Here is a 25,509-nt window from a genome sequence, read left to right on the forward strand (position 1 = left end):
TATCTCCAGAGCTGCACAGTGGACGCGTAGCATTTTTGTAGTAAGTCCTCGGCCTATTAGTACCGGTCAGCTGCACACGTTGCCGTGCTTCCACTTCCGGCCTATCAACCCGGTGGTCTAGCCGGGGGCCTTACCCCATCAAGGGTGGGAGTTCTCATCTTGGAACGAGCTTCCCGCTTAGATGCTTTCAGCGGTTATCCCTTCCGAACGTAGCCAACCAGCCGTGCTCCTGGTGGAACAACTGGCACACCAGAGGTTCGTCCGTCCCGGTCCTCTCGTACTAGGGACAGCCTTCCTCAAAACTCCTACGCGCGCGGCGGATAGGGACCGAACTGTCTCACGACGTTCTAAACCCAGCTCGCGTGCCGCTTTAATGGGCGAACAGCCCAACCCTTGGGACCTACTCCGGCCCCAGGATGCGACGAGCCGACATCGAGGTGCCAAACCATGCCGTCGATATGGACTCTTGGGCAAGATCAGCCTGTTATCCCCGGGGTACCTTTTATCCGTTGAGCGACACCCCTTCCACAAGGTGGTGCCGGATCACTAGTCCCGACTTTCGTCCCTGCTCGATCCGTCGATCTCGCAGTCAAGCTCCCTTGTGCACTTACACTCGAAACCTGATTGCCAACCAGGCTGAGGGAACCTTTGGGCGCCTCCGTTACTCTTTGGGAGGCAACCGCCCCAGTTAAACTACCCACCAGGCACTGTCCCTGATCCGGATTACGGACCTAGGTTAGATATCCAATTCGATCAGAGTGGTATTTCAACGTTGACTCCACGAACACTGGCGTGATCGCTTCAAAGTCTCCCACCTATCCTACACAAATCGAACCGAACACCAATACCAAGCTATAGTAAAGGTCCCGGGGTCTTTCCGTCCTGCCGCGCGTAACGAGCATCTTTACTCGTAGTGCAATTTCGCCGAGCCTATGGTTGAGACAGTAGAGAAGTCGTTACGCCATTCGTGCAGGTCGGAACTTACCCGACAAGGAATTTCGCTACCTTAGGATGGTTATAGTTACCACCGCCGTTTACTGGGGCTTAAATTCTCAGCTTCGCTCCGAAGAACTAACCGGTCCTCTTAACCTTCCAGCACCGGGCAGGCGTCAGTCCATATACGTCGTCTTGCGACTTAGCATGGACCTGTGTTTTTAGTAAACAGTCGCTTCTCCCTGGTCTCTGCGACCAAAACGCGCTAGCCCGCAAGGGGCTTCACACACCTCGGTCCCCCTTCTCCCGAAGTTACGGGGGTATTTTGCCGAGTTCCTTAACCATAGTTCGCTCGATCACCTTGGTATTCTCTACCTGACCACCTGTGTCGGTTTGGGGTACGGGCCGCTCAGAGCTCGCTAGAGGCTTTTCTCGACAGCATAGGATCACTCTACTTCGCCTCAATCGGCTATGCATCAGGTCTCAGATCAACATCCCGACGGATTTGCCTATCGGAACTACCTACACCCTTACACCAGTATTACCACTGACTGGCGGAGCTACCTTCCTGTGTCACCCCATCGCTTGACTACTGCCGGTTCGGGTTGCGCGCTCCCCGGCGCCTCTCCCGAAGGAGAGTGCCGGCTCGGGCGCTTAGCATCACCGGGCTCGTCATGGGCGCTCTTTCGCGGGTACGGGAATATCAACCCGTTGTCCATCGGCTACGCCTGTCGGCCTCGTCTTAGGTCCCGACTCACCCTGGGCGGATTAACCTGGCCCAGGAACCCTTGGTCATTCGGTGGAAGAGTTTCTCACTCTTCATTCGCTACTCATGCCTGCATTCTCACTCGTGTGGCGTCCACGGCTGGTTTACACCGCCGCTTCACTCGCCACACGACGCTCCCCTACCCATCCGTACGACTGGACCCCGAAGGGCCGATCACTATACGAATGCCGCGGTTTCGGTGGTGTGCTTGAGCCCCGCTACATTGTCGGCGCGGAATCACTTGACCAGTGAGCTATTACGCACTCTTTAAAGGGTGGCTGCTTCTAAGCCAACCTCCTGGCTGTCTCTGCGACTCCACATCCTTTCCCACTTAGCACACGCTTAGGGACCTTAACCGGCGATCTGGGCTGTTTCCCTCTCGACTATGAAGCTTAGCCCCCACAGTCTCACTGCCGCGCTCTCACTTACCGGCATTCGGAGTTTGGTTGATTTCGGTAAGCTTGTGGGCCCCCTAGACCATCCAGTGCTCTACCTCCGGTAAGAAACACGCGACGCTGCACCTAAATGCATTTCGGGGAGAACCAGCTATCACGAAGTTTGATTGGCCTTTCACCCCTACCCACAGCTCATCCCCTCAGTTTTCAACCTAAGTGGGTTCGGACCTCCACGACGTCTTACCGTCGCTTCATCCTGGCCATGGGTAGATCACTTCGCTTCGGGTCTAGAGCACGCGACTCAATCGCCCTATTCGGACTCGCTTTCGCTACGGCTTCCCCACACGGGTTAACCTTGCCACGTACCACTAACTCGCAGGCTCATTCTTCAAAAGGCACGCCGTCACAGCCACGAGGACCGCTCCGACGGATTGTATGCACACGGTTTCAGGTACTATTTCACTCCCCTCCCGGGGTACTTTTCACCTTTCCCTCACGGTACTAGTCCGCTATCGGTCACCAGGTAGTATTTAGGCTTAGCGGGTGGTCCCGCCAGATTCACAGCGAATTTCACGGGCTCGCTGCTACTTGGGATGTCACTCGGGAGATCTCGTGTTTTCGACTACGGGGGTGTCACCCTCTGTGCCGGATTTTTCCAATGTCCTTCGTCTAACACAAGATTTTCTTACTCCCTGGGGAGACGGCAGTCTCTCCTGAATGATCCCACGACCCCGATCGCGCAACGCCTGCCGGCTATCACGCGCGATCGGTTTAGCCTCTTCCGCTTTCGCTCGCCACTACTAACGGAATCGCGGTTGCTTTCTCTTCCTGTGGGTACTGAGATGTTTCACTTCCCCACGTTCCCTCCGCATGCCCTATGTGTTCAGGCATGGGTGACAGGACATGACTCCTGCCGGGTTTCCCCATTCGGTAATCCTCGGATCTCAGCTCGGTTGGCAGCTCCCCGAGGCTTTTCGCAGCCTCCTACGACCTTCATCGGCTCCTGGTGCCTAGGCATCCACCGTGTGCACTTAATAACTTAGTTACAAAGATGCTCGCGTCCACTGTGCAGTTCTCAAGGTACGGGCGTATCTCATCCATTTGGTCACCGCGACACCGGCACGATTGTGTGTGCCGGCCGTTCGGTGATGGATGAGCCCGGTGAAGAAGCGTTCCCGCTCCCTCAGGACCCAACAGCGTACCTACGGACCATCGACCTGGCGCGTGACTCTTTCCGGCTCCTGAGAGCTGTACTGAACGCCACCGTCTTGTCTAGATCCGAACTGGTCAGTGTTCCACCCATGAGCTCCCTGCCGCAGAACGAACGTCTGCGAAACAGGTATTGGACCGGATCGAATTGCTCCGACCGGCCAAATGCTCCTTAGAAAGGAGGTGATCCAGCCGCACCTTCCGGTACGGCTACCTTGTTACGACTTCGTCCTAATCGCCGATCCCACCTTCGACGGCTCCTTCCACAAGGGTTAGGCCACCGGCTTCGGGTGTTACCGACTTTCATGACGTGACGGGCGGTGTGTACAAGGCCCGGGAACGTATTCACCGCAGCGTTGCTGATCTGCGATTACTAGCGACTCCGACTTCATGGGGTCGAGTTGCAGACCCCAATCCGAACTGAGACCGGCTTTTTGGGATTCGCTCCACCTCGCGGTATCGCAGCCCTTTGTACCGGCCATTGTAGCATGCGTGAAGCCCAAGACATAAGGGGCATGATGATTTGACGTCATCCCCACCTTCCTCCGAGTTGACCCCGGCAGTCTCCAATGAGTCCCCACCATTACGTGCTGGCAACATAGGACGAGGGTTGCGCTCGTTGCGGGACTTAACCCAACATCTCACGACACGAGCTGACGACAACCATGCACCACCTGTGTAGAGACCTTGCGGGGGAACCATCTCTGGAACTTTCCTCTACATGTCAAGCCTTGGTAAGGTTCTTCGCGTTGCATCGAATTAATCCGCATGCTCCGCCGCTTGTGCGGGCCCCCGTCAATTCCTTTGAGTTTTAGCCTTGCGGCCGTACTCCCCAGGCGGGGCGCTTAATGCGTTAGCTGCGGCACGGAGGTCGTGGAAGGACCCCCACACCTAGCGCCCAACGTTTACGGCGTGGACTACCAGGGTATCTAATCCTGTTTGCTCCCCACGCTTTCGCTCCTCAGCGTCAGTATCGGCCCAGAGTCCCGCCTTCGCCACCGGTGTTCCTCCTGATATCTGCGCATTTCACCGCTACACCAGGAATTCCAGACTCCCCTACCGAACTCTAGTCTGCCCGTATCGAATGCAGGCACGAAGTTGAGCCTCGTGTTTTCACATTCGACGCGACAGACCGCCTACGAGCTCTTTACGCCCAATAATTCCGGACAACGCTTGCACCCTACGTATTACCGCGGCTGCTGGCACGTAGTTGGCCGGTGCTTCTTCTGCTCCTACCGTCACTTGCGCTTCGTCAGAGCTGAAAGAGGTTTACAACCCGAAGGCCGTCATCCCTCACGCGGCGTCGCTGCGTCAGGCTTTCGCCCATTGCGCAATATTCCCCACTGCTGCCTCCCGTAGGAGTCTGGGCCGTGTCTCAGTCCCAGTGTGGCCGGTCGCCCTCTCAGGCCGGCTACCCGTCGTCGCCTTGGTAGGCCATTACCCCACCAACAAGCTGATAGGCCGCGGGCCCATCCCTAGCCGAAAAACTTTCCACTTCCTGAGATGCCTCAAAAAGTGTGTATCCGGTATTAGCACCGGTTTCCCGGAGTTATCCCAGAGCTAGGGGCAGGTTGCCCACGTGTTACTCACCCGTTCGCCACTCGAGTACCCCGAAGGGCCTTTCCGTTCGACTTGCATGTGTTAAGCACGCCGCCAGCGTTCGTCCTGAGCCAGGATCAAACTCTCCATTGAATGTCATATGAACGTGCCGGCCCCGAGAGGCGCGGCTCGATCGACTAAATGAAGATCGGCTCCCCTGCGGGAACCTGATCGCTGGTTCACAAGACCGAGCTAGCTTGCTCGTTTTTGTGTACCAAAGGAAATCCTTGCCTGCATGTCGGACTGATGTCCTAGCAGGCCAGGGGTTAATACTTGGCACTGACTTTCGGTACGCTGTTGAGTTCTCAAGGAGCGGATGCGCACCTGATCCAGCCTCTCGGCCTTCTCGGGGGCAACCTGACCAACGCTACCCGGTCCGATTCGCGGTGTCAAACCCGCTCGTCCCGGCCCATTCAGTCCTGCGTGGACCCCATCGGGATCTCCTGCCGGCTCCCTCATCCGCCATTGGGCGAGGGCCATCGCACTGGTCCGTCAGACTGACAGCCTGACTACAGTGTCATCACTGCTGGGTGGCACCCTGGGCCGACCAGAAGCTTTCCGTCCAGCCTTTCGGCTCTTCGTCCTGCTCCCTGTCCGGTTCCCCGGGGGCATCGATAAAGTTACGGGCGGATGACGCCCAACGCAAATCCGCAGGTCAGCTACCCGTCGTGGAGACATTCACGCAGGTCACGCATGGTCACGGTGCCCTGGTTCAGACTGGTCCGCTCCCACCGGGACGGAGTGACGCCGACCACACGCGTCCTCCTTTCGTTGCAGAACGCGTTCGGCGCTCGTCGCAGCGGCGCCCGTCCGGGTTCGACGACGTCGTACTGCGGCGCAACGACAGAGGTCCCCGCCGGCCGGAGCCTTGCGGGGACCTCTGTCGTGACGGGCCGTGTGGTGACGGGCCGTGCGGTCGTCACCCGGGACGCGTCATCCCGTGAGGCGGACGCCGGCGACCTGGCGCTTGCCGCGACGCAGCACCAGGTACCGACCGTGCAGCAGGTCAGCGCTGTCCGGGCTCCAGTTCGGATCCGAGACACGCCGGTTGTTGACGTTGGCGCCACCCTCGTTCACGGTCCTGCGTGCTTCGGACAGCGACGTCGTCAGCCCGCTTTGGAGCAGCAGTTCGGCGATCGAGGTGCCCGGGGCGGCGTCCACCAGACCGGCCTCCGACAGCGCTGCAACCAGGGTCGGCTCGTCCACCTGCTCGATCTCGGCCCGGCCGAACAGCGCAGCCGACGCGGTGGCCGCCGCCTCGGCCGCGGCAGCACCGTGCACCAACGTCGTCACGTCGGCGGCGAGCACCCGATGTGCTTCCCGTGCCTGCGGGCGCTCCCGGGTCGCCCGTTCCAGCGCCTCGACCTCCCGCGCCCCACGGTCGGTGAAGACCCGGAGCAGTTGGATCACCGACGCGTCCTCCACGTTGAGCCAGTACTGGAAGAAGGCGTACGGGGACGTCAGCTCCGCCGACAGCCAGACGGCGTTCCCCTCGGACTTGCCGAACTTGACCCCGTGCGAGTCGGTGATCAGCGGCGTCGCCAGGACATGCACCGATGCGCCCTCCGCCTTGCGGATCAGGTCGACACCGGCCACGAGGTTCCCCCACTGGTCCTGACCACCCGTCTGCAGCGTGCAGCCATAGGACCTGAACAGTTCCAGGTAGTCCAACCCCTGCAGGATCTGGTAGCTGAACTCGGTGTAGCTGATCCCCTCGTCGCTGTTCAGTCGGGCCGCAACCGCGTCCTTGCGCAACATCGTGTTGACCCTGAAGTACTTGCCGATGTCGCGCAGGAAGTCCAGGGCGCTGATCGGCTCCGTCCAGTCGAGGTTGTTCACCAGGATCGCGGGGTTCTCACCCTCGAAGTCCAGGAACGGACGCACCTGGCGCTCGATCCCCGCGACCCACTCGGCTGTCTGCTCCCTGCTCTTCAGCACCCGCTCGGACGTCGGCTTCGGATCGCCGATCAGCCCGGTCGATCCGCCGACCAGGCAGATCACCCGATGACCTGCGCGTTGCATGATCCGCAGCACGATCAACTGGACCAGGTTGCCGAAGTGCAGACTCGGCGCCGTCGGATCGAACCCGCAGTAGAGCGTCACGGGCCCGTCTGCCAAAGTCGTGGCGAGTGCGCGTTCGTCGGTGCTCAGTGCGACCAGGCCGCGCCACTGCAGCTCGTCCAGCACGGAGGTGGGTCGCGGAGCGACCGCGTCATCAGAATCGGCGGCTGGCGTCACGGTCTCGGAAGGCACCTCCCGATCCTCCCATCCGGCCGCGAGCGAGATGATCGGTGGATGACTCCGAACACCGGATCCGGCGATCGGCGCGACGACGGACGGGTGCGGATCCGGTCGCGGAAGTGGGACGGCTCGCCGCACCGCGACAACCTGGCCACCGAGCTGGGCAACGACGAACACGGTCGTTGGCTGTGGATGCAGGACGGTGAGCCGGTGCTCAGTGGTGACGAGCTCTGGTGCGCCAGCGGCGGTCTCCGGCTCTTCCCGCCGGATGACGCGTGGTGGTCGGCGTTCTTCGTGCCCCGTCGCACACCCACTTCTCGCCCGCAGCAGGAGTACGTCGACATCACCACGCCGGCCGCCCACGGCCCGCACCTCATCGAGTTCGTCGATCTCGACCTGGACGTCGAGCGGCTCGACGATCGAGAAGTGCAGGTGCTGGACCGGGACGAATTCGACGAGCGCAGGGTCCACCTCGGTTACCCGGAGCCGGTCGTCGAGCAGGCGCTCCGGACGGCGGCCGCGATCGAGGCGATGATGAACGGCCGGCAGGGACCGTTCGACGGCGTCTGGCGTCGGTGGCACGAGGCTGCCCTGAGATCCCCGGGATGACGGCAAGCGGCCATATCCGGTGTCCCGTCCTCGGGCGGGGCACTAGGGTCCAGCGCTTGTGAGCCGCCCGATCCTCAACCGCACCGTCGAGATCGTCCTCCCCCGCCGGTTGGGTGTTCCCTTCCGCTGGTTGGTGGGGTCGTCCTGGGTCAGCAACCTCGGTGACGGGATCGCGCTGGCGGCCGGTCCGCTCCTGGTGGCCTCCCTCACCGACCAGGCATTCCTCGTCGCTCTGGCGTCCCTGTTGCAGTGGGCGCCGCCGCTGCTGTTCGGGCTGTGGGCCGGGGCGCTCACCGACCGGGTCGATCGGCGATTGATCGTCATCACCGTCGACTCACTGCGCGGGCTGATCATCGCCGCGCTGGCGATCGCCATCGCTGTCGACCGGATCTCCATCGGCCTGGTCCTGGTCGCGCTGTTCCTGTTGGGGACCACGGAGGTCTTCGCGGACAACTCGTCCGCGACGATTCTGCCGATGCTTGTGCACCGTGACGACCTGGCCATCGCCAACGCCCGGCTGCAGACCGGGTTCGTCACTGTCAACCAGCTCGCCGGCCCCCCGGTCGGGGCTGCCCTGTTTGCCACCGGCATGGCCTGGCCGTTCGCCGCTCAGACGCTGCTGGTGCTGGCGGCACTGCTGCTGATCAGCCGCGTCGTGATGCCTCCCCACCCGCGCGATCGCGGCGCTGAGCAGAAATCGGTCCACCGCGACATCGCCGAAGGTTTCCGGTGGGTCCGCCACCACGCGGCGGTACGCACGCTCGTGCTGACGATCTTCACCTTCAACATCACCTTCGGTGCGGCCTGGTCGGTCCTCGTGCTGTACGCGACGCAACGACTGGGGCTGGGCGCCATCGGCTTCGGTCTGGTGACGACGGTCAGCGCCGTCGGGGGCCTGATCGGGACCCTCGCGTACGGCTGGATCACCCGGCGGATCAGCCTGGGCAACCTGATGCGGATCGGCCTGATCGTCGAGACGCTCACCCATCTCGCGCTCGCCCTGACCACCTCCCCGTGGGTGGCGATGCCGATCTTCTTCGTGTTCGGCGCGCACGCGTTCATCTGGGGCACGACGTCGGTGACGGTGCGCCAGCGGGCTGTCCCGGCGGCATTGCAGGGTCGGGTGGGCAGCGTCAACCTGGTCGGCGTCTTCGGCGGGCTGGTGATCGGGTCGGGCATCGGAGGTCTGCTCGCCCAGCACTCCGGCCTCACCGCCCCGTTCTGGTTCGCCTTCGCCGGGTCGGCCGTGTTCGTGGTGCTGATCTGGCGGCAGCTGCGCCACATCGCGCACGCCGACGACCAACCGACGCCGCTTCCCGAACCCTGATCAGGACGCTGCGGTGCGACGGGGGGCCCCCGCCCGGAACGCCGTCACGGTCGGGGACCCGGTCTGCCAGAACCGCCACGGGCGTTCGGCAGCGCGGGTGATGCCGACCCGTGGACCGGACGAGATCCGATCCGGCGGGCTCCCCGCCCTGAGCTGCAGCGGTCGGCCGGCGCGGCACAGGTCGTCACCCGAGTTCGCGCCGTCGAGGCCGAGCAGCGTCGTCAGCGATGCAGGCCCGCGTGCGAGCTGGGAGTCAGCACGCGAGGCAGGGCGGAGCAGTCGCGCCGCCTGCTGCCCTCCGATCACCTCGCCGGCCCGCAGCAGCACGGCCGAGGCCGTGCCTGCCGGTCCCGTCACCACGTTGGCGCACCAGTGCATCCCGTAGATCAGGTACACGTACAGGTGCCCGGGCGGACCGAACATCACCTCGCTACGCGGCGTTCGCCGGAACGCATGGGATGCGGGATCGAGAGGTCCCTCGTAGGCCTCGACCTCGGTGACCCGGACCGTGACCCCGGTCCGCCCGATCAGCAAGCAGCCCAACAACTCCGGAGCCACCTCGAGCACCGGGCGGGCGAAGAAGGAGCGCGGCAGCAGCGGGGTGCCCACAACGGTCCGCTCAGCGCGCCTGGTTCGCCGACAAGGCCCAGGCACGATCGGTGGCCACCGTCGCCGCCAGTGCCGACAGCTGCTCGGCCACCCGCACCGGCGCCGTCCCGCCGACACCGTCCCGCGAGGCGAGCGATCCCTCGACGGTCAGCACCTCGCGCACAGCCGGTGTGAGGGCCGGGTGGATCCCGGCGAACTCCTGATCGGTCAGCTCGTGCAGTTCCGCATCCCTGGCCTCCGCCGCTGCCACGCATTCACCCGCCACCTCGTGGGCAACCCGGAATGGAATCCCTTGGCGCACCAGCCATTCGGCGATGTCGGTGGCCAACGAGAACCCCGCCGAGGCCATCTCGTGCAGTCGCGGCAGGTTCCACGACAGGGTCGCCGTCATCCCGGTCAGCGCCGGCAGCAACAACTCCAGCTGCTCGACCGAGTCGATCAGCGGTTCCTTGTCCTCCTGGAGATCCCGGTTGTAGGCCAGCGGCAACGCTTTCAGGGTGGCCAGCAGGCCGGTCAGGTTGCCGATCAGCCGACCGCTCTTGCCCCTGGCCAGCTCCGCGATGTCCGGGTTCTTCTTCTGCGGCATGATCGACGAGCCGGTGGCGAAAGCATCGTGCAGGCGGGCGTAGCCGAACTCGGCGGTGGTGAAGACCACCACCTCCTCCGCCCAGCGGGACAGGTCGACGCCGATCATCGCCAGCACGAATGCAAGTTCAGCGGCGAAGTCCCGCGCCGACGTCGCGTCGATCGAGTTGCCCGCCGGACGGTCGAGACCCAGCTCCTTCGCGACCAGTGCCGGGTCGAGGCCGAGCGAGGAGCCGGCGAGCGCGCCCGAGCCGTACGGCGAGTAGGCGTGCCGGGCGTCCCAGTCACGGATCCGCTCGACGTCCCGCGTGAGGGCCGTGACATGCGCTCCGAGGTGGTGGGCCAACAGCACCGGCTGGGCGTGCTGGAAATGCGTGCGGCCGGGCATCGCGGCGTCACCGACCAGATCAGCCTGCTCGAGCAGCACCTGCTGCAGGTCGAGCACCAGGCCGGCGACCCGGCGAGCAGCATCACGCAGGTACAGCCGGTACAGGGTTGCGACCTGGTCGTTGCGGGAGCGGCCGGCCCGCAGCTTGCCGCCGAGCTCAGCACCGGCCCGATCGAGCAGCCCCCGCTCGAGCGCAGTGTGCACGTCCTCGTCACCGGGGCGGGCGGTGAAGGTGCCTGCTGCGACATCGGTCGCGAGCTGGGACAACGCAGCACGCATGCGGTCCAGCTCGTCGTCGGTGAGCAGCCCTGCGGCGTACAGGGCCTGGGCGTGCGCCTGCGACCCGGCGATGTCGTAGGGCGCCAACCGCCAGTCGAAGTGGGTGGACTCGCTCAACGCGACCATCTCGGGAGCAGGCCCCGAGGTGAACCGGCCGCCCCACAGTTGGATGCTGCCCTGGGGGCTGCCGTTCTGGGGCACATCGCCCGACTCGGTCACTGCTGCTCCTCCACCTGTGCGGATCGTCCGGAAGTACCCGGGTGGTCGCTGCCATGGCCGACAGCGTCCTGCGCCACGGCAGCCAGCAAAAACTGTCCCACGTCAGCCCCGGTGGTTCCCTCCCGGGCCACGACCAGGATCGTGTCGTCGCCCGCGATGGTGCCCGCGACCTCGTCGAAACCCGCCCGGTCGATCGCCGAGGCCAGGAACTGTGCAGCCCCCGGTGGGGTCCGCAACACGGCGAGGTTGCCCGAGGCGGTCCAGGACACCAGCAGTTCACCGACCAGTCGCCCCACCCGTCCGGTGCCCCCGGTCATCGGACGCGGACCACCGTCCTCGGGGATCCGGTAGATCGGGGCACCCCCGTCCACTCCACGCAGCTTCATCGCACCCAGCTCGTCCAGGTCTCTGGACAGGGTGGCCTGGGTGGCCTGGATCCCGTCCGCCTCCAGCAGTCCGAGCAGTTCGGTCTGCGACCTGATGGCCGCATCGCTGATCAACGAGGTGATCCTGGCCAGCCGGGCAGCCTTCGTCGACGGAATGGTCACCCTCGGCCCGACTCCCCCGCGACCGCGGGTTCGATGCCGGCCCGCTGCGCCAACCACACCAGCAGCGCCTTCTGCGCGTGCAGCCGGTTCTCCGCCTCGTCCCAGATCGCCGACTGCGGGCCGTCGATGACGTCGTCGGTGATCTCCCAGCCGCGATGGGCCGGCAGACAGTGCAGGACGATCGCGTCCGGCGCCGAACGGGCCAGCAGGTCGGCGTTCACCTGGTAGGGCCGGAAGGGTCCCACCCGGTCGAGACCGTCGTTCTCCTGTCCCATCGACGTCCAGGTGTCGGTGGCCAGGACGTGTGCGCCGTCGACGGCTGCGTGGGGGTCGGTGATCAACTCGACCGAGCCACCGGTCTGCGCTGCCCGTTCCTTGGCGTCCAGCAGGATCTGCGGGTCGGGCGCGAAACCTTGCGGCGCAGCCACCCGCACGTGCATTCCGGCATTGGCCCCACCCAGCATCAACGAGTGCGACATGTTGTTCGCGCCGTCGCCGAGGTAGGTCAGCACCGTCCCGGCCAGGCTCCCCCGCCGACGCCGGACCGTCTGGAGGTCGGCCAGCACCTGACACGGATGGAACTCGTCCGTCAGCGCATTGATCACCGGCACGCTCGAAACACTGGCCAACGCGTCGATGCGCCGCTGGGCGAAGGTTCTGATCGCCACCGCGTCCACGTACCGCGACAGCACGCGGGAGGTGTCCTCGATGGTCTCCTCGCGTCCCAACTGTGACGTGCGGGCATCGATGATGACCGGCTGCGCACCCAGCTGACGGATACCGACCTCGAAGGAGATCCTCGTCCTGGTGGAGTTCTTCTCGAACACCACGGCGACCGCACGGCCCTCCAGCGGCCGTTGACCGGTGCGGTCGGCGGCCAGGGTGTCGGCCAGGTCGAGGATCTCGGTCAGTTCGTCGGGTTGGACGTCGTCGTCACGCAGATAGTGCCTGATCATCGGGGAACTCCTCGGATGCGGAAGGTACGGGGAAAAGTCATGTGCCGCTGCGGATTCAGGACGGCACTGCGTCGAGTGTCCTGGTCGCTGTGTCGAGGATCCCGCCGAGTGCCGCCACGAACGCGTCGGCCTGGTCGCGGGACAGGATCAGCGGCGGGGCCAGTCGCAGGACGTCCCCGGCGGGGGCGTTGATCAGGAAGCCCGCGTCCCTGGCCGCCGCGACGACGGCCGGGCCCGCAGTGCCGGTCAGGACCACGCCGAGCAACAGGCCGGCCCCCCGGACGTGCGACACCAGCGGGTGACCGAGCTGCTCGATCGCCTCGGCGAGGTGCTTGCCGATGAGCTGGACGTGATCCAGCAGGTGATCCTGCTCGATCGTGCGCAGCACCGCGAGGGCTGCGGCGGCGCAGACCGGGTTGCCGGCGAAGGTGGAACCGTGCAGGCCGGGGGTCAGCAACGCGCCGGCCGCCCCGAAGGCCACGACCGCGCCGATCGGCAGACCGCCGCCCAGGCCTTTGGCCAAGGTCAGGACGTCCGGTGTGATCCCGTCCCGCTGGTGGGCGAACCAGGCCCCGGTCCGGCCGATGCCGGTCTGGATCTCGTCCAGTACCAACAGGGTTCCCGTGCGCCGGGTCGCTTCACGCACGCCGGCGAGGTACCCGTCCGGCGGCACCACCACGCCGTTCTCACCCTGGATCGGCTCCAGGAACACCGCGGCGACCGAGTCGTCGAGCACTGCCTCGAGAGCCGCCAGGTCGCCGTAGTCGACGAACTCCACGCCGGGCACCATCGGGCCGAACGGTGCTTGCTTGGCCGGCTGCCCGGTGAGGGCCAGCGAGCCCATGGTGCGGCCGTGGAACCCGCCGTGGGTCGAGATGATGCGCGGCCGTCCGGTCAGCCGGGCGATCTTGAATGCGGCCTCGTTGGCCTCGGTCCCGGAATTGCAGAACAGCACCCGACCACCCTCGGGATCCGCTGCTGCACCGGAGATCTCGAGCAGGCGGCGGGCAAGCTCGAGCACCCGCGGGTGGGTGAAGTAGTTCGACACGTGGCCCAGCGTCGCGATCTGGTCGCTGACCGCCCGGACGACTGCGGGATGGGCGTGCCCGAGCGCGTTGACCGCGATACCGCCCAGCAAATCGAGGTACCGCTTCCCCTCGACGTCGACCACCTCGGCGCCGCGGCCACTGACCAGTTCGATGGGCGGCGCACCGTAGTTGTCCATGAACAGGCGGCCGTACTGCGAGACCGCCGCGGCGTTGGTGGTGTTCCCGGAGTCGGGATCGGTACTCATGACGTCATCTCCACGGTCTCGGTCTGCACGGTCTCGGTCTGCACGGTCTGGACGGTGGGTGGTGGTGCGGGTTCGGGACCGCGACTGTCGTCGGGGACGACCATCGTGCCGATGCCCTGGCTGGTCACGATCTCCAGCAGGACGGAGTGGGCGATCCGGCCGTCGATGACGTGCGCCGCCGCGACACCACCCTCAACGGCCCGCAGCGCACCCTCCATCTTCGGTACCATCCCGGACTCCAACCGCGGCAACAACTCTCGCAACTCCGCGGTACTGATCGTGGACAGCAGGCTGTCGCGATCCGGCCAGTTCTCGTACAGCCCCTCGACATCGGTGAGCACGACCAGCTTGGCGGCCTGCAGAGCGATCGCGAGCGCCGCGGCGGCGGTGTCTGCGTTCACGTTGTGCACCACCCCGTCCGTGTCCGGAGCGACGGTGGCGATCACCGGAATGCGACCGGCTGCCAGCAGATCCCGTACTGCGTCGGTGTTCACCCGGACGACGTCGCCGACAAGACCGATGTCGTGCTCGGCGCCGTCGACCGTCACCGAACGACGAGCGGCGGTGAACAGTGACGCGTCCTCACCGGACATCCCGACGGCGTAGGGCCCATGGGCGTTGATCAGGCCGACCAGCTCACGCCCGACCTGACCCAGCAACACCATCCGGACGACCTCGAGGGTCTCCGGGGTGGTGACCCGGAAGCCGCCCTTGAACTCGCCGGCGATCCCCAGCCTGGCCAACATGGCACTGATCTGCGGTCCGCCGCCGTGCACGACGACGGGCAGCACACCGACGGTTCGCAGGAACACCATGTCGGCGGCGAACGCGGCCTTGAGGGAGTCGTCCGTCATCGCGTTGCCGCCGTACTTGACCACCACGATCCGGCCGGCGAACCGCTGCAGCCAGGGCAGCGCATCGGCGAGAACACCTGCGCGAGCGGTGATCTCGCCGATCGAGTCGGGGTCACGTCCGGTCCTGGTGCTCATGTGGAGTACGCCGAGTTCTCGTGCACGTAGGCATGCGAGAGGTCGTTGGTGAGGATGGTGGCGGTCTCGTCACCGGCGTGCAGGTCGATGGTGACGTGTGCAGCCCGCCCGGTGAGGTCGACGGCACTGCGGTCCTCACCCGGCGCTCCGCTGCGACAGATCCAGACACCGTTGATCGCGACGTCCAGCTCGTCGGGATCGAAGACGGCCGCGGTGGTGCCGACCGCCGCGAGGATCCGTCCCCAGTTGGGGTCCTGACCGAAGAAGGCGGTCTTCACCAGGTTGTTGCGGGCCACCGCCCGGCCGACCTCGACGGCGTCGTCCTCGGAAGCGGCGTGCCGCACCTCGATGGTGATCTCCTTGGTGGCGCCCTCCGCATCGGCCATCAGTTGGTGAGCCAGATCGGCGCAGACCTGCGTGACCGCAGCGTCGAGCAGGTCCTGCTCCGGCGTGATCCCGGAGGCACCGGAGGCGAGCAGCAGCACCGTGTCATTGGTCGACATCGCCCCGTCGGAGTCGAGTCGGTCGAAGGTCGTCCTGGTGGCCTGCCGCAGAGCGGCGTCCAGCGCGTCCGAATCGGCCATCGCGTCGGTGGTCAGCACCACCAGCATGGTGGCCAGGCCGGGCGCCAACATGCCGGCGCCCTTGGCCATTCCCCCGACGGTGAACCCGCCCAGGTCGGCGACCGACGTCTTCGGCACGGTGTCGGTGGTCATGATCGCGGTCGCCGCGGCGATCCCCGCCGCTACGCCGCCGGACAGTGCTGCCACTGCCGCGTCAACACCTGCGAGCAGGGCACCCATCGGCAGCCGCTCACCGATGAGCCCGGTCGAGCAGATCGCCACGAGCTCGGGAGCCACAGCGAGCGTCGCCCCGAGATGTGTTGCCGTGGCGACGGTGTCGTCGTAGCCGGCCGGACCGGTGCACGCATTCGCACCGCCGGAATTGAGCACGATCGCACGCGCGGCACCTGCTCCGGCAATGCCGGCGGCGGTCCAGCGCACCGGCGCCGCCGTGACGCGGTTGGTGGTGAACACGCCGGCTGCTGCGAAGTTCGGTCCGTCGTTGACCACCACCGCGACGTCCGGGGTGCCGGACGCCTTCAGGCCCGCCGTCACTCCGGCAGCCCGGAATCCTTGCGCCGCAGTCACACTCATGGCGCCACTCCCGTCATCGGTAGGCCAAGGGTCTCCTCGAGACCCAGCGCCAGGTTGAGGCACTGCACAGCGGCGCCCGCCGTTCCCTTGGTGAGGTTGTCGATCGCGCCGACGGCCACCAGCCGGCCGGCTTCCGCGTCGACGGTCACCCCGATCAGGCAGGTGTTCGCGCCCAGGGTTGCGGCCGTCACCGGGAACTGGCCGATCGGCAATACGCGCACGAACTTCTCGTCGGCATAGAACGCGGAGAACACCTCGTGGGCCTGCTCTGCGGTGAGCGTCGGGTCAGCGAGCGGAGCGCTCACCGTGGCCAGGATGCCGCGGGACATGGGGACGAGCACCGGCGTGAAGGAGATCGAGAGCGGATGTCCGGCAAGGGGTTCCAGGTTCTGGTGGAACTCCGGGTTGTGCCGGTGTGCGCCGCCCAGACCGTAGGCAGACGCGGAACCCATGACCTCGGAGCCCAGCAGACCGACCTTGGGTGCCTTCCCGGCTCCGGAGGTACCCGAGGCCGCGACGACGGTGAGCTGATCGGTGACGAGGCCGGCAGCGATCGCCGGAGCGATGGTGAGCGAGCCGACGGTCGGGTAGCAGCCGGGAACGGCCACCCGCTTCGCACCGCGGAGCGCCTCGCGATGGCCGGGGAGTTCGGGAAGGCCGTAGGGCCAGGTACCGGCGTGATCGGAGCCGTAGAACTTCGTCCACTGCGCGGGATCGACGAGACGGTGGTCCGCGCCGCAGTCGATGACGATGGTGTCGGGCGCTGCGGATTCCAGCGCGGCAGCGATGGCGTGCGACTGGCCGTGCGGCAGCGCCAGGAAGACCACGTCGTGTCCGAGCAGCACCTCGACCTCGGTGGCAGCCAGCACCCGGTCGGCCAGTGGCCACAGGTGGGGTTGGTGCTCACCCAGAGTGCTGCCTGCGTTGCTGTGGGCGGTCAGTGCGCCGATCTCCACGCCGGGATGCGCCAGCAGCAGGCGCAGCAACTCACCGCCCGCATAGCCGGTGGCGCCGGCGACGGCGATCCGGGCGGTCATGAACTGTCCTGCGAAGTGTGCACCTGGATACTATACATGTCGCTGCATAGTCATCCACGGTGAGTCCGATTGATGCGGGTGACGGGATCTCGTCGCGCTCCTTCCTCGCTGCTCGATCACCGTGTGGCGGACGAGGTGACGGGATCTCGACACGCTCGTTCCTCGCTGCTCGATCACCGTGACCTTCCGCTGGTCGAGAACCTGGCGGAATCTCGTCACGCTCGTTCCTCGCTACTCGATCACCGTGTGGCGGACGAGGTGACGGGATCTCGACACGCTCGTTCCTCGCTGCTCGATCACCGAGAAAGTCGCGCAGTGATCGCCGGGGTGATGGAGGGACCACGACTCGGGTGCGCGAGTTTCTTCCTCCTTGTCGACCACGGCCGGGAGGACGCGGCGGTGCCCCGGGTCAGGGAGTGGCTCGGGCATGGGCGGGCATCCGCCGGGAGAGCCTGCGAACCCGCGGATCCCGCCGGGCGGGACCCGGGGCACAGCCGCGGCGGGCCTCACCATCAACGTCAGACGAGGTGGATCGCGAGCGGGATCTCCTGCTCGGCTGCGGTGAGCGAGCCGTGGTAGCCGACCAGCCCCAGCTCGGCGGCGCTCATGGACGCCGAGTCGACCAGGGTGAACAGTCGCCGGGCGGCGACCACGACGTTGCCGAACCGTCCGCGGGTCCGCTCCTCGATGGTGCCGAACCAGTCGTCGGCCTCCTCGCGAAGGCGCACCCAGGCCCGGTCGCCGAGTGCGGTGCTCAGACGGGCAGCGACCTCCGGCGCAGCACCGGGTTCGGTGTAGAGCTGCACCATTCGCGGTTCACCGCCGATCAGCTGGATCCCCTCGGTCAGCTCGGGGTGTTCGGCGAGGTCGACCCGGTCGGCGGCCGCGGTGTCCACCATCCCGTGGTCCGAGGTGACCAGCAGCAGGGTGCCGGTGGGCAGGGCTGCAGCCAACCGGCGCAGTTCGCGATCCACATGACGGACGCAGCGGCGCCACTGCGAGCTCTGCCACCCGCGCCGATGACCGGCAGCGTCGACCTCGCCCCAGTACAGGTAGACCAGGTCCGGCCCGTCATCGACGGTCAATGCCGCGACCGCCGTGTCGACCCGCTTGTGCAACCGGCGGACGCCGACGAACTCCGCACCCCGATGTGCCGCGAGGGTCAGCCCGGATCCGGCGAACTCGGGATTGCCGATCGACACCGTCCGGCGGCCCAGTGCCGACAGCCGCTCGAAGACCGTCTGCTCCGGTTGCCAGGCGAGCGGGTCGGTGTCCGGATGCCACTTCAGCTCGTTGAGCAGCACACCGCGATCCGGGTCGAGCACCGAGTAGCCGGCCAGCCCGTGGGTGCCGGGAGGCAGCCCCGTTCCGAAGGAGCCCATCGAGGTGGCCGTGGTGGTCGGCGCACCGGCCCGCAGGATTCGTCGGTCGAGACCGGACAGGAACCCGGCGTGCCGCGCCGAGGCTGCCAACTGATGCTCGCCGAGCCCGTCGACGAGCACCACGCAGACCTTCCTCGCTCGGGGCAGGTCCACCCCCGGAAGACCGACGTCCTCGCCCAGCGCAGCTGCAGCGCCGGGCAGCACCGCACCCAACCATCCACCGGCGTAGTCGGCGAGCAGCGGAAGTTCGGCGGACACCGGAGAGCCGGCAGACTCCGGGAGCTCAGCGGACCGGGTCACCGGTGGCTCACAGCCCGGCCGTCACCGCGGACAGCATCCGCGCGAAGCGGATCGCGTCCCCCACCGCATCGGTGCCCTCGGCGTCGGCGCTGATCCGCAGCGCGAGGTCGTCGGCCAGCATCGATCCCGTGTACCCGTGATCGGCTTCACACGCCGGGTCGGGGCACCCGGCGGGCTCGAGATCCAGCCGGGATGCACCACCCCAGTTGATGCCAAGGGTGATCTCCCGACCGAGGCTTCCACTGACGTAAGTGACCGGATCCGGCACGACATGGGTCACCGCCACACTGCGCACCGCTGACAGGGCAACGGATTCGGACGTGGAGAACCCGTGCGGCGCGCTACCGTGCTCCTCGTCACCGCCGTGGTCGTCCGCGTGCACGAAGATCAATCGGGTGCCGGTCAGCACGATCACCGACAGATGACGCCGCACGGTGTCGGAGTCGAAGGTGGTCTCCCCGTGGACGAGGTGCGCGCGAACGGCCTCCCCGGCCACCGCGACATCCAGGGTGTCGATCACCAGATCCGGGTAGTACCCGCCGGCCTGGATGCGGGCGACGAGATCGGTCGGGAGCGGTGACGCTCCGGTGGACTGGATGGTCATCGCTTCACCCTCTCATCCCCCGCGGCATGCCGATGGCGCATCACTCGCGCACCGAGGCGCCGAAGGCGTCAGCCGCAGCCCGGATCGCCGCATCCCGAACGGCATTGGCCTCCGCAGCCGTCAGAGTGTGATCGATCGCGCGCACCGAGAGGGCGAAGGCCAGCGAGCGATGACCGGCCGCCACCTGGCCACCGGTGTACACGTCGAACAGCCGCACGGACTCCAGCAACTCACCACCGCCGGCCCTGAGCGCCTGCGCCAGGTCGGCGGCCGCCACCCCCGCCGGAACCACGAGTGCCACGTCGACCAGGGCGGGCGGGAACGGCGAGACCGCAGGCGCCGTCGGTGGCGGTGCGTCGGGGATCGCGTCGAGGGTCAGCTCCAGCGCCACCGCGCGACGCGGCAGACCGAGGCGCTCCACGACGGCTGGGTGCAGTTCACCGGCAACACCGATCGGCCAGTCGCCGACCCGCAACTCGCCGGCCCGGCCGGGATGGAACGGCGCCAGATCTGAGGCGACCACCCGCACGGCATGGCCGCAGGCCGCTGCGACCACCCGGGCGATCTCGATCGCGTCCGAGAAGTCGGCAGCGCGACCAGGACCCCACCAACCGGCGCGGTCCCAGTCGCCGACCAGGACGGCACCCAGCCGACGAGGCTGGTCGGGAAGCGCAGCCTCGGCGACGGCCAGTTCGGGCGCCGTCGGGCGACGGTCGACCGGCAGATCCGGCATCGACGGTGCGCCGTGCCGCGGCAGGAACACCTGCCCGATCTCGAACAGCGCCAACGACTTCGCGCCCCTGGCCAGGTTGCGACGAACGACCTCCAGCAGGCCCGGCAACAGTGACGTCCGCAGGTACGGCCGGCCCGCGTCCAGCGGGTTCGCGAGCGTCACCAGGCGCCGCCGGGTATCGCCCGCGGGGATGTTCAGCGCGTCGAGGTCTGCGGTCCCGATGAACGGGAACGACTGCGACTCCACCAACCCGCGGTCGGCCAGCAGATCGGCCACTGCCCTGGCCCGCCGTTGTCGAGGGGTGAACCCCGATCCGGCCGGCGCACCGGGGAGCACCGAGGGGATGGTGTCGAAGCCCTCGAGCCTGGCCACCTCTTCGACGAGATCGGCGGGACGCAGCAGGTCCGGCCGCCAGGTGGGTGGGGTGGCCACCACGGATCCCGGCGCAGTGTCGAGTTCGACGGTGCAGCCGACCTGCTCCAACCGGCGCTGCACGGTCTCGCCCGAGAAGGGCCGTCCCACCAGACGTTCCGGCTCGGACAAGCTCATCCGGACCGGCTCGGGGGCGACAACCGTGCCGACCTCGGTCCGGCCCGCGTCCACCGTGCCGCCGCCGTAGCGGGTGATCAGGGCAGCAGCGCGCTCCGCTGCGGCCGTGGCCACTGCCGGATCGACGCTCCGCTCGAACCGCTTGGCGGCCTCGCTCGGCAGTCGATGCCGCCGGGAGGTGCGCGAGATGTCGGCAGCGGTGAAGGTGGCCGCCTCGATCACCACGTCGGACGTGCCGGCAGAGATCTCGGTGCTCTCGCCGCCCATCACGCCGGCCAGCCCGATGATCCCCGAGTCGTCGGTGATCACCACCTCGCCGCCGTTGAGCAGGCGATCGACACCGTCGAGGGTGCGCACCCGCTCACCGGCAGTCGCCCGCCGGACACCGATGGCGCCCTGCAGCTTCGCCGCGTCGTAGGCGTGCAGCGGTTGGCCGAGCTCGAGCATGACGTAGTTGGTGACGTCCACCACGAGCGAGATCGACCGGATCTTGGCTGCTGCCAACCGTTTCCGGATGACGAGCGGGGACGCGGCGAGCGGGTCGGTACCGGTGATCCGGACCGCCACGAAACGCGAGCACCCGCGGGGATCGTCGATCCGCACCGGCTGGGTGTCACCGATCGCCGCGCGCAGCGGTGCCTGCGCCGGGTCGACGAACTCGACCCCGAAGGCGGTGCCCAGCTCACGGGCCAGGCCACGCATCGACATCGCATATCCGCGGTCGGTCTCGACATTCACCTCGATGACCGGGTCGCCGACGCCCACCAGTGCTCGCGCATCGGCACCGGGGTCGATGCCGGGGACCTCACCGTGACCGAGTACGAGGATGCCTGCATGGTCGCTGCCGACGCCGATCTCGTCCTCGGCGCAGATCATCCCGTCGGACAGCCGGCCGTAGGTCTGCCGGGACGCGATGGTGAAGCCGCCCGGCAGCACCGTTCCCGGTAGCGCGACCACCACGAGGTCACCGACGACGAAATTCGTTGCGCCGCAGATGATCTCCCGCACACCATCGGAGCCGTCCGGTCCGTTGCCGGGACCGACGTCCACCGTGCAGAAGCGGATCGGCTTCTTGAACTCGGTGAGCTCCTCGATCGTCGCCACCCGCCCGACGACCAGATCACCCGCCACCGCCTCCCCGACGTGGATGTCCTCCACCTCGAATCCGATGGAGATGAACTTCGACGCGATCTCGTCCGCGGACACCTCGGCGGGCAGCGACACGTACTCGCGCAACCAGGACACAGGAACGCGCATCAGGCCCACACCTGCCCGACCGGCTCGGCGAACCCGGTGGTGAACCGGACGTCGCCGTCGACGAGATCACGCATGTCGGAGATCGAGTGGGCGAACTGCAGGGTGCGCTCCACGCCCATCCCGAAGGCAAAGCCGGACCACTCGGCCGGATCCAGGCCGCAGGAGCGCAGGACGTTCGGATCGACCATCCCGCAGCCACCCCATTCCACCCAGCCGGCGCCACCCTTCTTGTCCGGGAACCAGACGTCCATCTCCGCGGACGGCTCGGTGAACGGGAAGAAGTGCGGGCGCAGCCGGGTGGTCGATGCGGGACCGAAGACGGCCTTGGCGAAGTGGTCGAGGGTGCCCTTGAGGTGCGCCATCGACAGGTGCCGATCGATGGCCAGGCCTTCGAACTGGTGGAACACCGGGGTGTGGGTGGCGTCCAGCTCGTCGGTGCGGAACGTCCGACCGGGGCAGAGCACGTAGATCGGCGGTTCGCGATCCAGCATGGTGCGGATCTGCACCGGCGAGGTGTGGGTGCGCAGCACCATCCTGGTCTCGGAGTCCAGGCCGCCGGTCGCCGGCGGGACGGTGTCGGACGGCGCGACGTAGAAGGTGTCCTGCAGCAGTCGTGCCGGATGGTCCGGCGGGAAGTTGAGCGCGTCGAAGTTGAACCACTCCGCATCCAGCTCGGGGCCCTCGGCGATCTCCCATCCCATGCCGACGAAGATGTCCGACACCTGGTCGATCATCCGGGCGATGGCCTGCCTCGCACCGCGGGCGCGACGGTCGCCGGGCAGTGAGACGTCGACGGTCTCCTCGGCCAGCACCCGTGCGTCCCGCTCGGCTTCGAGTTCCGTCAGCCGCGTCTCGGCGAGCTTTCCCAGCCGGCCCCTGGCCGCGCCGACCAGCTTGCCGGCGACGGCCTTGTCCTGCTTCGGCAGCGCGCCGATGGCCCGGTTGGCCAGCGCCAGCGGCGAGCGATCACCGAGGTGTTCGGCGCGGGCGGTCTTCAGCTGATCGAGGTCGGCTGCGACTGCGATCGCCTCGACGGCGGCAGCCAGCGCGGCATCCACCTGCGCTGCATCGGTCGGGTCGAGTGACGCGGCCGGCTCGGCTGCCCCGTCACTGTCGGCGCTGCTCGGGGTCGACATGGTGTCCTTCCGTGGGGGCACCGCCCCACGGTCGGTGCACGGATGAGTCTAGTGGGCGACACTGCAGCGTTTGTCCGGAGCATGCGGTGGTCGAACCGGTGGAGCTGCAGCGGCGGACGAGCGACGGCACCGGTCGTCCAGGACGGGATCTCGACTCGCTCGTTCACCGGCGGGGTCGCTCGGTCACCGGCCGCTTAGGCTGCTCGTCATGGGCCGATTCGCACAGCTGCTGGTGAAGGCCGCATCGGCCGCACTGGGGCAGCTCACCCGCTCCCCCGCGCGCGATGGTCGGCGGACGGGCCCTGCGTCGCCGCGACCCCGCGCCGGATCGGCGTCACCCACCCGGCCGGCTCCGCGCCCCCCGGGCGGAGCTCCCCACGACGTTCCGTCACCCGGCCGGCGGGGTGCGACTGCCACCGATGATGCGGATCCGGGGACGTTCGGCGCGGCCGCGTTCGACTACGCCCCGAACCCCGACGGAGATCCCGATCCGGGCGAGGTCGTCTGGACCTGGGTGCCGTACGAGGAGCACGACGGTCGGGGCAAGGACCGGCCGGTGCTGCTGGTGGCCAGGACCTCCGGCGACGGTCTCCTCGGCGTCCAGCTGACCAGCAAGGCGCACAACGGTGCCGACTACCTGCCGGTCGGGTCCGGCGGGTGGGATGCCGAGGGCCGCGACTCCTGGGCCAAGCTGGACCGCGTCCTGCTGCTGCATCCGGACGGGATGCGACGGGAGGGCACTGCCCTGTCGCGTACCGCGTTCGACCAGGTCACCGCTCGGCTGTCGGCACGCTGGAGCAGCTGAGCCGAGCTCAGCGCCCGGACTTCAGCGTCGCCGGGCGGTCGCCGAGGCGTAGAGACAGACCGCGGCGGCGGTCGCCAGGTTGAGCGATTCGGCCCGACCGTGGATCGGGATCCGGATCGGGATGTCCGCAGCATCGATGATCTCCTGCGGCAGGCCGTGCGCTTCGGAGCCGAAGATCCACGCGGTGGGTGTGTTCAGCATCCCGTCCCGATCGGCCGGGTCGAGTTCGATCTCCGCCGCGCCGGTCGTGGCCAGCGTCGTCAGGCCGGACTCGCGCAGCAGCTCGATCAGCCACAGCGCCTCGGGTGCCCGGACGATCGGCAGGTGGAAGATGCTGCCGGCACTTGCCCGTACGACCTTCGGGTTCATCGGATCGACCGCATTGCCGACCAGGATCACCGCATCGGCACCGACCGCGTCGGCCAGCCGGATGATGGTGCCGGCATTGCCCGGGTCGTTGGTTCCCACCAGCACGGCGACCAGGCCGGGGTCGTCGTCGAGCATCTCCTCGAGCGAAGCGTCGATGCTCCGGCAGCGCGCGATGATGCCCTGCGGCGCCTGGGAGTCCGAGAGCGCGGCAGCCGCCCTGTCCGTGACCTGGGTGACGGTGATGCCGCGGGCGAAGGCGTCGCGGACGAGGTCCACGTGGCGATGCCCCGCGTCCTCGGTGATGTACAGCTCGAGCACGGTCCCGGGGGCATCCTGCTCGGCACCGACCGCTTCGCGCGCGGCCTGGGCGCCTTCGGCGAGGAACTCCCCCGTCTCGGTGCGGCGCACCCGGCGGAGCAGCCGGTGGGCCGCGACGATCCTGGCCGATTTCTCGGTCAGCGGACCGGCAGCTGCACCCTGCTCAGCCGAGCGCCCGGTCGGATCAGATCCGGCCGGGCGCTGGGAGGACCCTTTCCCCGCGATCAGGCTGCGTCCTGCGCGGGGACCGCAGCGCGTGCGATCTCGACCAGCGCGCTGAAGGCTGCAGCGTCGTGCACGGCCATGTCGGCCAGCACCTTGCGGTCGACGAGGACCTCGGCGATCTTGAGGCCCTGGACGAAGCGGTTGTACGTCATGCCGTTGGCCCGGGCCGCCGCGTTGATGCGGGCGATCCAGAGCTTGCGGAAGTTGTTCTTGCGCTTGCGACGGTCGTTGTAGGCGTAGTTGAGCGAGTGGAGCACCTGCTCCTTCGCCTTGCGGTACAGCCGCGAGCGCTGACCCCGGTAGCCGGAGGCCTGCTCGAGGATGACGCGACGCTTCTTGTGGGCGTTGACGGCCCTTTTGACGCGTGCCACGGGACACCTGTCTTTCTACTGAACCCTCCCCGGCTAGGGCGCCGGTCGGGGTGGATCTTGAAGAGGAAGGGGGAAGGAGATCTCAGATGCCGAGCATGCGCTTGACGCGCGGGACATCAGCGTTGGACAGCACGTGCATGCCGTCGGCCCGACGCGTCTGACGGGTCGGCTGCCGCTCCAGGTGGTGCCGCTTGGCCGAGCCGGCGTGCACGATCTTCCCGGATCCGGTGACACGGACCCGCTTCTTGATCCCTGAATGGGTCTTCTGCTTGGGCATGGATGTTCCTTGCTGTGTCGAGGTGCTGCTGTGAGGTGGTGCT

General features: G+C 67.1%; 19 protein-coding genes and 2 rRNA genes. 3 read left to right on the forward strand and 18 right to left on the reverse strand.

All coding sequences use genetic code 11. The features are described from left to right. Window positions 1-36 precede the first annotated feature (36 nt). The 3 genes from ABLG96_RS14980 to tyrS all read right to left on the reverse strand — a co-directional run bounded on the left by ABLG96_RS14980 (window position 37) and on the right by tyrS (window position 7,155). Window positions 37-3,139 (reverse strand): 23S ribosomal RNA (locus ABLG96_RS14980). A gap of 340 nt (window positions 3,140-3,479) precedes the next feature. Then, window positions 3,480-4,995, reverse strand: a 16S ribosomal RNA gene (locus ABLG96_RS14985). The 16S and 23S rRNA genes sit together here, the layout of an rRNA operon. 840 nt (window positions 4,996-5,835) lie before the next feature. Beyond that, window positions 5,836-7,155 (reverse strand): tyrosine--tRNA ligase, encoded by a 1,320-nt coding sequence (gene tyrS, locus ABLG96_RS14990; protein WP_353648156.1) that lies wholly within the window; start codon window positions 7,153-7,155, stop codon window positions 5,836-5,838. Window positions 7,156-7,197: 42 nt separating this feature from the next. Between tyrS and ABLG96_RS14995 the strand changes: the two genes are divergently transcribed. Then, on the forward strand, window positions 7,198-7,752 hold the full coding sequence (locus ABLG96_RS14995; RefSeq protein WP_353648157.1) for a DUF402 domain-containing protein: 555 nt from the start codon (window positions 7,198-7,200) through the stop codon (window positions 7,750-7,752). A gap of 58 nt (window positions 7,753-7,810) precedes the next feature. Beyond that, window positions 7,811-9,079, forward strand: coding sequence for an MFS transporter (locus ABLG96_RS15000; protein ID WP_353648158.1), 1,269 nt, complete (start codon window positions 7,811-7,813; stop codon window positions 9,077-9,079). Here the strand turns inward: ABLG96_RS15000 and ABLG96_RS15005 are convergent, their stop codons facing one another. From ABLG96_RS15005 to pheS, 12 genes are all read right to left on the reverse strand, one after another. Further along, entirely contained in the window at window positions 9,080-9,688 is a 609-nt protein-coding gene (locus ABLG96_RS15005; RefSeq protein ID WP_353648159.1) for a DNA-3-methyladenine glycosylase, read from the reverse strand. It abuts the gene before it with no gap. 10 nt (window positions 9,689-9,698) lie between these two features. Beyond that, window positions 9,699-11,141 (reverse strand): argininosuccinate lyase, encoded by a 1,443-nt coding sequence (gene argH, locus ABLG96_RS15010; RefSeq protein ID WP_353651526.1) that lies wholly within the window; start codon window positions 11,139-11,141, stop codon window positions 9,699-9,701. Window positions 11,142-11,155: 14 nt separating this feature from the next. Next, a complete protein-coding gene (locus ABLG96_RS15015) occupies window positions 11,156-11,701 on the reverse strand; it encodes an arginine repressor (protein ID WP_353651527.1) in 546 nt (181 codons plus the stop codon). A 2-nt stretch (window positions 11,702-11,703) separates the two neighbouring features. Continuing rightward, window positions 11,704-12,663 carry an ornithine carbamoyltransferase gene (argF, locus tag ABLG96_RS15020; RefSeq protein ID WP_353648160.1) on the reverse strand — a complete coding sequence of 320 codons (960 nt, stop codon included), beginning with the start codon at window positions 12,661-12,663 and terminating at the stop codon, window positions 11,704-11,706. A 55-nt stretch (window positions 12,664-12,718) separates the two neighbouring features. Further along, window positions 12,719-13,957: an acetylornithine transaminase gene (locus ABLG96_RS15025; protein ID WP_353648161.1), complete on the reverse strand. Its 1,239-nt coding sequence runs from the start codon at window positions 13,955-13,957 to the stop codon at window positions 12,719-12,721. Beyond that, window positions 13,954-14,946: an acetylglutamate kinase gene (argB, locus tag ABLG96_RS15030; RefSeq protein WP_353648162.1), complete on the reverse strand. Its 993-nt coding sequence runs from the start codon at window positions 14,944-14,946 to the stop codon at window positions 13,954-13,956. Before argB ends, ABLG96_RS15025 begins: the two co-directional genes overlap by 4 nt. Further along, window positions 14,943-16,103, reverse strand: coding sequence for a bifunctional glutamate N-acetyltransferase/amino-acid acetyltransferase ArgJ (gene argJ / locus ABLG96_RS15035; RefSeq protein ID WP_353648163.1), 1,161 nt, complete (start codon window positions 16,101-16,103; stop codon window positions 14,943-14,945). Before argJ ends, argB begins: the two co-directional genes overlap by 4 nt. Beyond that, window positions 16,100-17,140, reverse strand: coding sequence for an N-acetyl-gamma-glutamyl-phosphate reductase (gene argC / locus ABLG96_RS15040; RefSeq protein WP_353648164.1), 1,041 nt, complete (start codon window positions 17,138-17,140; stop codon window positions 16,100-16,102). The genes argJ and argC overlap by 4 nt, the downstream gene beginning before the upstream one ends. 518 nt (window positions 17,141-17,658) lie before the next feature. Next, on the reverse strand, window positions 17,659-18,822 hold the full coding sequence (locus ABLG96_RS15045) for a nucleotide pyrophosphatase/phosphodiesterase family protein (RefSeq protein ID WP_353648165.1): 1,164 nt from the start codon (window positions 18,820-18,822) through the stop codon (window positions 17,659-17,661). A gap of 7 nt (window positions 18,823-18,829) precedes the next feature. Then, entirely contained in the window at window positions 18,830-19,426 is a 597-nt protein-coding gene (locus ABLG96_RS15050) for a DUF5998 family protein (protein ID WP_353648166.1), read from the reverse strand. 40 nt (window positions 19,427-19,466) lie between these two features. Next, a complete protein-coding gene (gene pheT / locus ABLG96_RS15055; RefSeq protein WP_353648167.1) occupies window positions 19,467-21,965 on the reverse strand; it encodes a phenylalanine--tRNA ligase subunit beta in 2,499 nt (832 codons plus the stop codon). After that, window positions 21,965-23,101, reverse strand: a complete 1,137-nt coding sequence (gene pheS, locus ABLG96_RS15060) for a phenylalanine--tRNA ligase subunit alpha (protein WP_353651528.1) — start codon at window positions 23,099-23,101, stop codon at window positions 21,965-21,967. The genes pheT and pheS overlap by 1 nt, the downstream gene beginning before the upstream one ends. 208 nt (window positions 23,102-23,309) lie before the next feature. On the opposite strand from pheS, the gene ABLG96_RS15065 reads away from it, so the two are divergent. After that, complete coding sequence (locus ABLG96_RS15065; protein WP_353648168.1) at window positions 23,310-23,906, forward strand: type II toxin-antitoxin system PemK/MazF family toxin; 597 nt, start codon at window positions 23,310-23,312, stop codon at window positions 23,904-23,906. 21 nt (window positions 23,907-23,927) lie between these two features. Here the strand turns inward: ABLG96_RS15065 and ABLG96_RS15070 are convergent, their stop codons facing one another. From ABLG96_RS15070 to rpmI, 3 genes are all read right to left on the reverse strand, one after another. Next, the gene (locus ABLG96_RS15070) at window positions 23,928-24,734 is read right to left on the reverse strand and encodes an RNA methyltransferase (protein WP_353651529.1); all 807 of its coding nucleotides are present in this window, start codon (window positions 24,732-24,734) and stop codon (window positions 23,928-23,930) included. 83 nt (window positions 24,735-24,817) lie between these two features. Continuing rightward, complete coding sequence (gene rplT / locus ABLG96_RS15075; RefSeq protein WP_353648169.1) at window positions 24,818-25,189, reverse strand: 50S ribosomal protein L20; 372 nt, start codon at window positions 25,187-25,189, stop codon at window positions 24,818-24,820. Window positions 25,190-25,271: 82 nt separating this feature from the next. Next, window positions 25,272-25,466, reverse strand: coding sequence for a 50S ribosomal protein L35 (gene rpmI / locus ABLG96_RS15080; RefSeq protein WP_353648170.1), 195 nt, complete (start codon window positions 25,464-25,466; stop codon window positions 25,272-25,274). Window positions 25,467-25,509 lie beyond the last annotated feature (43 nt).

The organism is Nakamurella sp. A5-74, assembly GCF_040438885.1.
In the GTDB taxonomy this organism is placed as follows: domain Bacteria; phylum Actinomycetota; class Actinomycetes; order Mycobacteriales; family Nakamurellaceae; genus Nakamurella.

Bases quoted from the DNA above. Each gene is read 5' to 3' on its own strand.
- ABLG96_RS15050 (WP_353648166.1), bottom strand. From the start codon at position 19,426: ATGACCATCCAGTCCACCGGAGCGTCACCGCTCCCGACCGATCTCGTC.
- argJ (WP_353648163.1), bottom strand. From the start codon at position 16,103: ATGAGTGTGACTGCGGCGCAAGGATTCCGGGCTGCCGGAGTGACGGCG.
- ABLG96_RS15025 (WP_353648161.1), bottom strand. From the start codon at position 13,957: ATGAGTACCGATCCCGACTCCGGGAACACCACCAACGCCGCGGCGGTC.
- rpmI (WP_353648170.1), bottom strand. From the start codon at position 25,466: ATGCCCAAGCAGAAGACCCATTCAGGGATCAAGAAGCGGGTCCGTGTC.
- argB (WP_353648162.1), bottom strand. From the start codon at position 14,946: ATGAGCACCAGGACCGGACGTGACCCCGACTCGATCGGCGAGATCACC.
- ABLG96_RS14995 (WP_353648157.1), top strand. From the start codon at position 7,198: ATGACTCCGAACACCGGATCCGGCGATCGGCGCGACGACGGACGGGTG.
- pheT (WP_353648167.1), bottom strand. From the start codon at position 21,965: ATGCGCGTTCCTGTGTCCTGGTTGCGCGAGTACGTGTCGCTGCCCGCC.
- argF (WP_353648160.1), bottom strand. From the start codon at position 12,663: ATGATCAGGCACTATCTGCGTGACGACGACGTCCAACCCGACGAACTG.
- argC (WP_353648164.1), bottom strand. From the start codon at position 17,140: ATGACCGCCCGGATCGCCGTCGCCGGCGCCACCGGCTATGCGGGCGGT.
- ABLG96_RS15065 (WP_353648168.1), top strand. From the start codon at position 23,310: ATGGGCCGATTCGCACAGCTGCTGGTGAAGGCCGCATCGGCCGCACTG.
- pheS (WP_353651528.1), bottom strand. From the start codon at position 23,101: ATGTCGACCCCGAGCAGCGCCGACAGTGACGGGGCAGCCGAGCCGGCC.